Below are 10,222 nucleotides of genomic sequence, written 5' to 3' on the forward strand. Positions count from 1 at the left end.
GAATTATGAAACAGTTTCGGGAATCGTCTGAATGACGGTGCGCTTTGCGAGCATGCATCCAGTAATGACACAGGAAACTATTTTATTCGCAGGTTAGCGATAGACTGCGTACATGGCAATAAGGAGGTAACCCGAAGATTTCAGCGGGATGCTGAAACGGGAAAGCCCCTCCCGAGGAAGGGCCTTAAATAAGGTAAGTTGCATATTTAAAATTTCTTTAATTATCAATAAATTACCATGAACAGGTCATTATTAGTCAAAATAAAATCATTTGTCGATTTCAATTTTGTCCCATTCCCGTCCACGGCTGTCCCTATACCGCGCCGCCATTGAATCTGATTTATGCCCGAGAAGACGTTGAGCAAACTTATCGCCAATCTGGTTCCGGTATAGCCTCGCCGACAGGCTACGCAGTTCATGGAATGTTGGCGGGTCTCCATCAAATGAGAGTCCAGATGCATTTCTCGCCTTTGTAAAATACTTCGATACTGTTTTCGGGGAAAGTGGTTCGTGATGCGTTGATGCGATTATAGTTTCACTGCCGCTGGCCTCCCTGCATTTCTGTAGTGTATCAGCCAATGAGATATTGAGCGCGTCAATCCTTAGCGTCAGCGGAATGGCGAGCTTAGCCCCTGTTTTACCCTGCTCAATGTGAAGATGGTTGTCGTTTATGTCTGCCCATTTCATTCTGCACAAATCGCCCACTCTCTGCCCTGTAACGACAGCCAAATCCATTGCCAGCCTCAGCCAGATTGGGAGAGGTTCGGCTGCATGGTAAATCGCGACATACTCATTAGCTGTCAGCCTTGAGCGCCTTACTTCTGACTTTGCTGTGCGGGTTGCTGTTACCGGATTCGTTGCCACATGCCCCTCGGCTATTGCCTCACGAAAAACGTCAACAAGGGTTGACCTGATTAATTTTGCGGAAGCCGCTTTACCTTCTGCTACGTAGGTGTTTAGCATTGCTGCCACCTCTTTCGTTGATATGTCAGCGAGCGGTTTGTCCGGCAATTTTCTTCGGATTGCCCTGATTTTGCTGGCGTAGTCGAGTAGAGTTTTCGGTCTGATGCCCCTCTCGCTGAGAATTGTTTCATATCGGTCAAGCCACACATGAAGAGTGATTGAGTCAGCGCCTTTAATCCTGTCTATCAGTGACTCACGCCTGTTCTCAGATAGCAACTCAATATTGGCCTGAATAGCCTCTGAAACTGCTATCCTTCTGTCTCTGCCTAATCCGAACTCTTTACCCGTCCTTGGGTCCCTGTAGCAGTAATATCCATTGTTTCTTATATAAAGGTTAGGGGGTAAATCCCGGCGCTCATGACTTCGCCTTCTTCCCATTTCTGATCCTCTTCAAAAGGCTACCTGTTACTGGTCGATTTAAGTCAACCTTTACCGCTGATTCGTGGAACAGATACTCTCTTCCATCCTTAACCGGAGGAGGGAATATCCTGCATTCGCGCACCCATCGACGAACTGTTTCAAGGCTTCTTGGGCGTCGCTGGCGTGCGTTCCACTCCTGAAGTGTCAAGTACATCGCAAAGTCTCCGCAATTACACGCAAGAAAAGCCGCATTGATGCGGCGATGGTAGGTCTGGATATCTTGAGAAATGAACAGGCCTCATCGAGTGTGAGGCTGTGGTTAGTCCTTGCGTAGCTCGCTAATTCTTCTGTAAGTCTCTGGTGCTTTGTTTCCGTGTATCTTCATTTCAGACTTCAACAGAGCAACGAGAGAATCCCATTCGTTGAGGATGCCTTTGAATGCCGGAACGCGCTTTGCAACCTTGTCGAATGAATCTCTGATTTCTGGAATCTGCTCAACAAGTGCAACGCATCGTCGGAAATCGGCTGCGTCATGTGGAGCACCGAAGTGATGACCATAGATATTCTTTTTCAGTCCACATGCGATTGAGGCAAGAGTTGCGCTACTGATGCCGACATCGCCAGTCGTTTGCCATTTCAAAATCTTCATAGCCAAATCTGACATTTCTTGTCTCCAATAAAAAACCGCCATCAGGCGGCTTGGTGTTCTTTCAGTTCTTAAATTCGAATCAGCCTTTGGTCACCCAGCATTGTGAGTCACCATTACACGGGCATGAATTAACAGGAACTCTCTCGCCGCACTTACCGCAACGTTTTATGCTGATCGATTTTATACGCCAGCGCACAAGTGCATCATCTTGGCGGCTCAGTAACGCGATGTACTCACCAAACTCGTAAGGCGCACGCCTGAAGCGACGCGTGGCACAGTTACGCTCCAGCATTTCAATTTCCTGAGCATCAAGTACAAGCTCCAGCTTACGCATACCGGATGATGCTTGCTTGGCCCTCTGATCGGCTTTGCGCTCTGCTGCTGATTTAGCCATTCTGCTTTTCCTGCATCAGGAGAAAGACAATCATAGCGGCGCGGATGCTTCCGATATCTCTTTATGCGATAAGCACATACAAGCAGCGAACCATCAACTGGAGTGAGTGAGGAATCGACCACAAGCAACGCCCCTTGCAATATGCCTTCGCGGTAATGGCTGTCACCCGCGGAACAATTTATCTGCTGGCTGCATGAAAAGCCAGCAATACAACTTTTGCTGACTTTCCACCGTTAACGCGACACAACCTTTGTTCCTGAGCTTCACGTTGCAGAGCCGATAATCTCCGTCTCTTTAAATTAAAAAGACGGAGACTATTAAAAACTCATTAAAACATCAGGAAACAACAGATTCCCCGTAAAACGCTACAGCCTGTGCAGACTGGGAGTCCATATCATCATGGAGATCTCTGGAGTATGGGAGGGAGTTGACTGTCGATATAAATATACTGTCATTTTCTAAAGTGAAAATTTCTGATTCGAGACTACCAATATCACCACGTACAGGATTAGTCCACCCACTAAACAGTAAAAATCCCCATTCCTGAAAAAGCCCGGAATTCACTTCACGTTTTACATCATGAAACATTTCTCCCGTCAGTTCATCGAAAGGGACATTATTGATATCGCGTCGTGCCGGGACAGTCCCTTTTTTATCCTCAATCCAAAACAATGCATCGTAAAATCTGTCCGACGTTGCGGTACGAGGTTTAAAGAAGCGATAAGGTTTAATTAAATAAGATGACACATTTTTCCCTGTGGCTTTATCCTTCGCAAAAATAACAAATGTTTTACCAATGCAACTTTCATCAATATCATTTGAAAATGACACCACGCCGTCCTGATTTACAGTCAGCGAATTGTCTCCCGCATTGGTGACAACACTCCAGTCCAATGTATTATTATTGACAACATCATTGTCAACCACCATCTGAAATGTCGCACCTGGAAATAATGTTTTCGGGAATGAACCATTAGCCATGTCTTTTTTTATATCGAACACATGGTGGCTCACTAGAACACCGGTAATTTTTGGCATAAAAAACTCCTTATTTGTTTAATTGAAATGCGATCAATAAATTCGATCACCAAAGAGATATTATTACTTTTACAAGAATAAATGTTGTTATTTGTTTATTATAAAACAATCATCACCCAGGAAAGAAAAAGACGCAGTTCGTTAACAAAAACCTTTGTGGCATATTAAGGTTGTGTCGCGTTAACGGTGGAAAGTCAGCAAAAGTTGTATTGCTGTTTCTTTATACAGCTAGCAGATAAAATTGTTCCGCGGGTGGCAATCCATCACCCTGAGGATGCTGATATTGCCCCTTGCGCATCATGTGGATTAATTCAACGCCGGCCAGTATCGTAGCCGTTCCATGAAATAGGTGTGCAAGTTCTCCGGTTGCTCACGGGCTACCTGTTCTGCAATTACCGGTATATTCATCCGCTCTTTGTAGGCAACGCCGCTGGCGGCCAGGTCAACGTTGAAGTGGTCAACCAAAACTGGCCACCGAGTTAGAGTTTTTCCAGTTGTCGCGTATATCAGATGCAAGCGACTGTTCGGATTTTGAGTTACATTTCTGTGCAAACATCTCCAATCCCTGCGCCCGGACTTCAGCCAAGAAAGCGTCGGTGGCTGGGGTTTCGCTGTGGTGCAGGGCATCATTGATAATCATCGCAGCTACTCCGGCCTGTCCTGCGTCCGTGACCGACACATGCTCAAGAGTTACGGCCATTGCGTTTTTCAGCCCAGCATTCTCCTCCGCCAGCGCCGCGCATTTAGCTTCAAGTTCACCGAACTTACGCACCAGATATTCAGCGTTTGTTTCGTTAACCTTTAAATCTCGTGGGATGCATTTACCTTTCAGAAATCCATCCATCTCAATTAGTGACATTTGTTTCATTTCTTACCACTCCGCCACATCGCATTCAGATATTTGTTTTGATTCACTGAAGGAAAAGAATTTCTCTTAAGCAATTCCTCTCTCGATGGCATTGGCTTTACGCGTTGGCGAATAATCATTTCTGCCGGAAGAATGCCGGGATTGTATGCAAGTCCTCTCATGGTGAATTCCTCAGTCATTACTGATAGCGCCATAGCGTGAGCGGTAATTACGCAGGCGCGGGTCGATATATTCAGGGAAGTGGGTATATGTGGCTTTGCGGAATGGTCGGATTGATGTCTGGTAAATTCGCTCGCGTTCTTCTTTCTCTGCAAGCCATATACAATGGCGAAATTCCTTTTCCTCTTTCGTTTCCTGCGGTAGCGACATTATCAGGTCGTAGTTTTTTCTGAATTTATCCAGCACCTCCGATACGGAATTGCCGGAACAGCGGCGCGGGTCATCCGCACCATACAGAGGCGCTGGCATAATGGGAGCCTTATTTTCAGTAATCAGAAAGGAGGGTAATCGTTCTGGCTGTAACCATAATCATCTGCATGATTCTGGCTTACGTTTTTAGAGCGATTGTCTTTATCTTTGAGGCTGGCAACCATGTTGGCGATAGTTTCTGGTTGCTTGCCTTCCGCCTTTTCTTTAAGGGTTTGACCTGTTTGTGCAATAAACGGGATGCGTATTTCCATCTGGTAACTGTCTGCGCCAGTCTTTTTGTTTGTGGTTAATACTTTCTGTAGCACTAACCCGATTTTCTTTCCGTGAAACTCAGGAGCAACAAATTTACTGGCGGAAACCATATGTTGCGTTAATTGTCCAATCCCGGCACACCCCATCATGGCGTGAACGACATTTGCGCCAAATTTGTTTTCCGTTCCGTCATTTTTCTGAACACAAACGCTAAGATATTGGATTTTACGTCCGTCGTCGGATTCGCCAGAAAACTCAATAAATTTTGCGCCTTTTTCTGATTGCTTTAGCTCTGCTTCAGTAATGGTAATGACATGAGCGCCAGTTTCATTAATAAAACCACCTTGTCCTGCGGTCAGTGCTGCTTCTTCGTTATAAGTAAAAATCACGTTGCTCATGCGGCGTTTTCCTTAATTTGATGAACATTATTGATGCCGTAGTAATCACAAACAGTGGCATCGACGAAAGAGAGATCGTTATCAATCTCATTGGAATCAAACATTCCCATTGGGGATTTAACAGTGTCTGCACCGTTGTTTTTCGTGGTGAAAAAGAACTGGTCATCGCGGGTAAGAGTGCGAAGAACTATAGTAAACATGCCTTCGACAGTGATTTTCTCGTCCAGCATTTTGCCGATAGTCTTCATTTTCACACGCCCCATAGGGGTTTCTTCGGTATGGGCAAGAAAATAGACTCTCAGGTCATCAGGCGCATCCTGTGCAGCCTTAATGACCTCCCATGCGTGACGGCCTATCTCAGTGAATTTATCAAACGATTTTTCTTCTGAGCGGCGCATAAACTCATTGCTCATCACATACTGGAAGTCATCAACAATAACGATTCTTTTCCCGTATTCGTGAGCACGCTTAATTACGGCAACTATTACGTCCCATTTGTCAGTGGTAACTACAGTTCCTTTTTTTGCTCTGGCATCCCATGCAAGCCAGTCTTTTGATTTAAATGGTAGCGGCTTGCCTATTGGTTTTATAAGTATTGCTTCATCTGGATTGATATTTCTCATGCTGGTTGATTTTCCGGTGCCAGACTCACCGAGTATTAATGTCGCAGTTCCCATAATTCACCTCAGAATGGTAATTCGGATGGAGAGGAAAGAAACTCGCGCTCATTCATGCGCTCTCTTTGTGCCTGCCATAAACAAAGTTGTTTCTTTGATTTATCTCCCGCTTTACGCCAGTAACGAGCCTCAGCAATGTGATATTCTCTTTTTAATCGACTTAACTCTGGAGTTTTCGCCAGTTCTACCGGAATCATTTTGACCTCCATTTCCTGTAGGCTTCGACGGCCTCACGAAACATCTTTTCATCGCCAATAAAAGTGGCGATAGTGAATTTAGTCTGGATAGCCATAAGTGTTTTATCCATTTTTTGGAACTCCTGGCTGATTAAGTATGTCGATAAGGCGTTTCCATCCGTCACGTAATTTACGGGTGATTCGTTCAAGTAAAGATTCGGAAGGGCAGCCAGCAACAGGCCACCCTGCAATGGCATATTGCATGGTGTGCTCCTTATTTATTTACACATAACGGAAATGCCTCTGGTGAAGCATTATTGGTATGCGGTAAAGCCGCGCTTGGCGGCTTATTTGAAGATTTCTATGAAATCAAGAACTGATGATATTTCGTGGTTGAACGATTTTCTTTTGTATCTTTCTATCGCAGAATCTACCTGGTGTTTATAGTCATCGTCGTTTGAGTATTTAACGAAGCATTCTATTGTCTCAGGCGTTACAGCTATAATGCTCCACCAACCTTCATCAGATTGATATTCAAATCCCATGCTTTCAAGCCATTCAGCATATTTCCCTCCAGCATCTTGCCAGCGTGTCTTTTCTGCAAGGAAGCTGTTAACCGTCATATGTGCATCAAGGCATTTATCCAACTGTTTACCATTAAGTAGCCATGCGCTGACAGTTGCACATCCCAAATCAACCGATTTAGTAGAGATATTGAATTGGTCGTAATTATCTGGATTAACCAGAATATCTGTAATTTTCATAATTTCTCCGTCAAAAAAAATCGCCCTCACACTGGAGGGCAAAGAAGATTTCCAATAATCAGAACAAGTCGGCTCCTGTTTAGTTACGAGCGACATTGCTCCGTGTATTCAATCGTTGGAATGAATACACAGTGCAGTGTTTATTCTGTTGTTTATGCCAAAAATAAAGGCCGACTATGCGGCCTCGGAAGGAAGTCCAATCATCTTATTCAAATCTTCTACCCGTAAAGCAGGAAGTGCTGTACTTGCTTTATCTGCTTCTTTTGGTAGCAATTCTTTGCTTTCAGGCCAAACTTCAATAAGTCGCTTAACTGTTGTGACTGAGTTCAAAGCAGCCCATACATTTGATTCGATATCCTTTTTCAAGGCTTCAAGGTTTTGTTGCAATGCGCAGATTTCATCAAACCTTTTTGTTATTTCGTGTTCTGCGTCAAACATGCATTTATCTTTGGTTGGAGTAGGGAGCAATATATCTTCGCCGTTGCCGTCTTTCCCATATGAATGCCATCCAACCCTTCTGCCAGATACAGTCAGATAAATTGAAGTAGAACGAACATCGTATGAGTAAAATGAACATCCCATCTTTTCAAGTTCTTCACTTATAGCTACCAACTTGGATGATAACTGATCCACTTCCTCAGTTTTCTTTTTACCGCCAAACGCAATAACTCTGGCGTCAAGTGCAAGCTGGTTCTTTAACTTTGTTACTTCTTCAAGTTCAGTGAAAACCCCAGACTTAATTAAAGCGTTACGAGCGATTTCCTCTTTCATTCTCGTTGTTAAGCGGATTGATGACATATTAATTCCTCTCAAATAAGTGGTTTGCTGCCTAATTTCATTTTCTGGCGACCAACACAAGTCACACCCATTTCACTCCGTGGCTTGCTGTACCATGTGCGCTGATTCTTGCGCTCAATACGTTGCAGATTGCTTTCAATCTGTTCGTGGTATTCAGCCAGCACCGTAAGGTCTATCGGATTCAGTGCGCTTTCTACTCGTGATTTCGGTTTGCGATTCAGCGAGAGAATAGGGCGGTTAACTGGTTTTGCGCTTACCCCAACCAACAGGGGATTTGCTGCTTTCCATTGAGCCTGTTTCTCTGCGCGACGTTCGCGGCGGCGTGTTTGTGCATCCATCTGGATTCTCCTGTCAGTTAGCTTTGGTTGTGTGTGTGAGTCGTAGTCCTGAACGAAAACACCCCGCAATGGCACATTGGCAGCTAATCCGGATTCGCACTTCCGGCCAATGCTTCGTTTCGTATCACACACACCAAAGCCTTCTGCTTTGAATGCTGCCCTTCTTCAGGGCTTAATTTTTAAGAGCATCACCTTCATGGTGGTTAGTGCGTCCTGCTGATGGCTTAAAATATACCTACAGGTAAAACTGCTGTCTATACCTGTAGGTAAATAAAATTGATGTGAGAGTTTACCTGCTTGAATTTTCAGGTAATTAATTTTTTGGATTGATATAAAAAAGCCCGCTTTGCGGGCTGAAAGGAGATGTCAGAAGCTATTTGGATTGCTTGGCCATTGCGGCAATTTTGATTCTACTGGGGTGTGTTTGGGTTTGAGTCCGTTTAAGTAGTCAAGGCGCTCAATGGCGCATTTATACATAGCAATCTGCTCTGATGACATGTCGTCGTATGACATGCCTTTGAACTTTTTAATTATCGATTCTGCCTCATGTATAAGGTGCTTCTTCCTCATGAGTTCAGCTGTATGCTTAGAGCTTACAGGAGATAACTGTGCCCATATGAAGCAGATGATTACAACAGCGACTACTATGCCGGGTATAAACATTTGCTGCTTTATCCTCAAACTTTTGGCAGATCGTCCTGGTCTACGTACCTGGTGTGTTTCACAATAGCTGAAACAAAATGCATTTTATCAACTTCTTCAACAGGAAGAGTGATTGGGCGGTGATCACTGTTTATGCTACTAAACTGATAATCACCGTCTCTTGTTTTGTTCATGATCTTTATCATGTTGTGACCGTCTTTGGTCCTTACAAAGACTTCATCACCTGGATGTACTGGCGTATTTGGTTCAATAACAACATATTCTCCTGACTGAATCCTTGGCCACATGCTGTCACCCTTAACCTTCAGACCGTAAGCATCTTTATCGCCGCTGTAGATGCTTAACCAACCGGATCTGAATTCAATCATATCCACTGAGCCATCAACTCCCAAAACGGCTTCACCAATTACCGGAACAAAACCCGCACGAACGTTACCCGCAAACTCAAGATGGTCTGTAGCTCCAGCTTTACCATCTACAAGCATGTCCATCCATCCGCGTGGGAGATTAAAAGATTTTTCAATTAGTTCCATCATATCGTCAGCAATGCGTTTTTTTCCGCTTTTTCCTTCCGGATACAGCATTCTGGAAACGTATGATGGTTCCCTTTCTATTCGACGAGCCAACTCTGAGGCCTTTCCATTACAGAATCGGTCTCTTATCTCTATCAGCCTTAGTCGTCTTTGTTCGTATTTATCCATGATTTAATTCTATCTTTGATTACCTGCCGGTAAATAACCTATGGGTATTGATTTGCTTTTTACCTACAGGTAAACTCACCTTATTCAACAACGGGAAGGAGATAGCAAATGGAAGAACTCCGCTTGTATCTGAACTCCCTTTCACTGGAAGAGCAGAGAGAATTTGCCACCAAGTGCGGAACTTCTATCGGCTATTTGAGGAAAGCACTTAGCCGTAATCATGAATTGGGCGCAGCACTTTGTGTTCTGATTGAGAAGTTCAGCAATGGTGAAGTGACTCGCAAAGACCTTCATCCGGTTGATTGGGAAAGCATCTGGCCTGAATTAATGGCCGCTTAAGTTATTAACGCTCTTACACATCCCCGCCCTGAAAAAGGGCATTACCAGAAACAAATCTCTATGGTTTTGCGTTTCTTTGCGAAGCCAACTCTATCTAATCATTAAGGAAATTATCTATGGGTACTATTGCAACTAAAAGCAAGAAAGCGGCTCGCATCGAGTCAGCCTTGCTGAACAAACTGGCACTGATGGGGCAGAAGACATTCGCTCGCGCGATGGGGGTTCCGGAATACCAGGTAAGCCGATGGAAGAATGGTTTCTTCTCGCAGGTAAGCATGATGCTGGCTGTTCTGGAATACGGAATCGAAGACGATGAAATGGCTGAACTGACTAAGCGGCTTGCCGATTACCTGACAAAAGAAAAAGCCCCGAAGAACGGCGAATTCTTCGAGGCCTGATGTAGAAAGACTGGATC

General features: G+C 44.4%; 20 protein-coding genes and 1 pseudogene. 2 read left to right on the plus strand and 19 right to left on the minus strand.

Annotated elements, in window-relative coordinates; translation table 11 throughout:
• Positions 1 to 267: 267 nt before the first annotated feature.
• From FEK43_RS11355 to FEK43_RS11455, 19 genes and pseudogenes are all read right to left on the minus strand, one after another.
• Entirely contained in the window at positions 268 to 1,341 is a 1,074-nt protein-coding gene (locus FEK43_RS11355) for a tyrosine-type recombinase/integrase (RefSeq protein WP_135407297.1), read from the minus strand.
• Positions 1,319 to 1,537, minus strand: coding sequence for an excisionase (locus tag FEK43_RS11360; RefSeq protein ID WP_001303849.1), 219 nt, complete (start codon positions 1,535 to 1,537; stop codon positions 1,319 to 1,321). Before FEK43_RS11360 ends, FEK43_RS11355 begins: the two co-directional genes overlap by 23 nt.
• A 105-nt stretch (positions 1,538 to 1,642) precedes the next feature.
• Complete coding sequence (locus tag FEK43_RS11365; RefSeq protein WP_016248831.1) at positions 1,643 to 1,987, minus strand: hypothetical protein; 345 nt, start codon at positions 1,985 to 1,987, stop codon at positions 1,643 to 1,645.
• Between the two features lie 64 nt (positions 1,988 to 2,051).
• The gene (locus tag FEK43_RS11370; RefSeq protein WP_130210875.1) at positions 2,052 to 2,366 is read right to left on the minus strand and encodes a hypothetical protein; all 315 of its coding nucleotides are present in this window, start codon (positions 2,364 to 2,366) and stop codon (positions 2,052 to 2,054) included.
• 336 nt (positions 2,367 to 2,702) lie between these two features.
• A complete protein-coding gene (locus tag FEK43_RS11380; protein WP_130210873.1) occupies positions 2,703 to 3,404 on the minus strand; it encodes a hypothetical protein in 702 nt (233 codons plus the stop codon).
• Between the two features lie 220 nt (positions 3,405 to 3,624).
• Positions 3,625 to 3,735, minus strand: a pseudogene (locus FEK43_RS11385) (IS6 family transposase); the annotation flags it as partial.
• Positions 3,711 to 3,869 (minus strand): DNA polymerase III subunit theta, encoded by a 159-nt coding sequence (locus FEK43_RS11390; RefSeq protein WP_105269881.1) that lies wholly within the window; start codon positions 3,867 to 3,869, stop codon positions 3,711 to 3,713. The gene FEK43_RS11390 and the pseudogene FEK43_RS11385, both read right to left, overlap by 25 nt.
• Positions 3,862 to 4,272, minus strand: coding sequence for a hypothetical protein (locus FEK43_RS11395; RefSeq protein ID WP_135407295.1), 411 nt, complete (start codon positions 4,270 to 4,272; stop codon positions 3,862 to 3,864). The genes FEK43_RS11390 and FEK43_RS11395 overlap by 8 nt, the downstream gene beginning before the upstream one ends.
• The gene (locus FEK43_RS11400; protein WP_001214456.1) at positions 4,269 to 4,433 is read right to left on the minus strand and encodes a DUF2737 family protein; all 165 of its coding nucleotides are present in this window, start codon (positions 4,431 to 4,433) and stop codon (positions 4,269 to 4,271) included. Before FEK43_RS11400 ends, FEK43_RS11395 begins: the two co-directional genes overlap by 4 nt.
• Before the next feature lie 10 nt (positions 4,434 to 4,443).
• Entirely contained in the window at positions 4,444 to 4,740 is a 297-nt protein-coding gene (locus tag FEK43_RS11405; protein ID WP_001111299.1) for a phage anti-RecBCD protein, read from the minus strand.
• 23 nt (positions 4,741 to 4,763) lie between these two features.
• Positions 4,764 to 5,351 (minus strand): DUF669 domain-containing protein, encoded by a 588-nt coding sequence (locus tag FEK43_RS11410; RefSeq protein ID WP_135407292.1) that lies wholly within the window; start codon positions 5,349 to 5,351, stop codon positions 4,764 to 4,766.
• Complete coding sequence (locus tag FEK43_RS11415; RefSeq protein ID WP_135407291.1) at positions 5,348 to 6,028, minus strand: AAA family ATPase; 681 nt, start codon at positions 6,026 to 6,028, stop codon at positions 5,348 to 5,350. The genes FEK43_RS11410 and FEK43_RS11415 overlap by 4 nt, the downstream gene beginning before the upstream one ends.
• 8 nt (positions 6,029 to 6,036) lie before the next feature.
• Positions 6,037 to 6,225 carry a hypothetical protein gene (locus FEK43_RS11420; protein ID WP_000613346.1) on the minus strand — a complete coding sequence of 63 codons (189 nt, stop codon included), beginning with the start codon at positions 6,223 to 6,225 and terminating at the stop codon, positions 6,037 to 6,039.
• Positions 6,222 to 6,335 carry a host cell division inhibitory peptide Kil gene (kil, locus tag FEK43_RS11425; protein WP_000361831.1) on the minus strand — a complete coding sequence of 38 codons (114 nt, stop codon included), beginning with the start codon at positions 6,333 to 6,335 and terminating at the stop codon, positions 6,222 to 6,224. The genes FEK43_RS11420 and kil overlap by 4 nt, the downstream gene beginning before the upstream one ends.
• A complete protein-coding gene (locus FEK43_RS11430; RefSeq protein ID WP_001198858.1) occupies positions 6,328 to 6,468 on the minus strand; it encodes a protease FtsH-inhibitory lysogeny factor CIII in 141 nt (46 codons plus the stop codon). The genes kil and FEK43_RS11430 overlap by 8 nt, the downstream gene beginning before the upstream one ends.
• Positions 6,469 to 6,551: 83 nt before the next feature.
• Positions 6,552 to 6,968, minus strand: coding sequence for a hypothetical protein (locus FEK43_RS11435; RefSeq protein ID WP_135407288.1), 417 nt, complete (start codon positions 6,966 to 6,968; stop codon positions 6,552 to 6,554).
• A 174-nt stretch (positions 6,969 to 7,142) separates the two neighbouring features.
• Positions 7,143 to 7,766 (minus strand): Nmad5 family putative nucleotide modification protein, encoded by a 624-nt coding sequence (locus FEK43_RS11440; RefSeq protein WP_049084739.1) that lies wholly within the window; start codon positions 7,764 to 7,766, stop codon positions 7,143 to 7,145.
• 11 nt (positions 7,767 to 7,777) lie between these two features.
• Entirely contained in the window at positions 7,778 to 8,236 is a 459-nt protein-coding gene (locus tag FEK43_RS23330; RefSeq protein ID WP_001370778.1) for an antitermination protein N, read from the minus strand.
• Between the two features lie 545 nt (positions 8,237 to 8,781).
• A complete protein-coding gene (locus FEK43_RS11455; protein ID WP_061357740.1) occupies positions 8,782 to 9,468 on the minus strand; it encodes a S24 family peptidase in 687 nt (228 codons plus the stop codon).
• A 108-nt stretch (positions 9,469 to 9,576) separates the two neighbouring features.
• Here FEK43_RS11455 and FEK43_RS11460 point away from each other — a divergent pair, with 108 nt between their 5' ends.
• The gene (locus FEK43_RS11460; protein ID WP_000391959.1) at positions 9,577 to 9,807 is read left to right on the plus strand and encodes a YdaS family helix-turn-helix protein; all 231 of its coding nucleotides are present in this window, start codon (positions 9,577 to 9,579) and stop codon (positions 9,805 to 9,807) included.
• A 116-nt stretch (positions 9,808 to 9,923) separates the two neighbouring features.
• Complete coding sequence (locus FEK43_RS11465; protein WP_000536662.1) at positions 9,924 to 10,205, plus strand: CII family transcriptional regulator; 282 nt, start codon at positions 9,924 to 9,926, stop codon at positions 10,203 to 10,205.
• The last annotated feature ends 17 nt before the right edge of the window (positions 10,206 to 10,222 follow it).

It is taken from the genome of Escherichia sp. E2562 (assembly GCF_005781075.1).
Classification (GTDB): Bacteria; Pseudomonadota; Gammaproteobacteria; order Enterobacterales; family Enterobacteriaceae; genus Escherichia.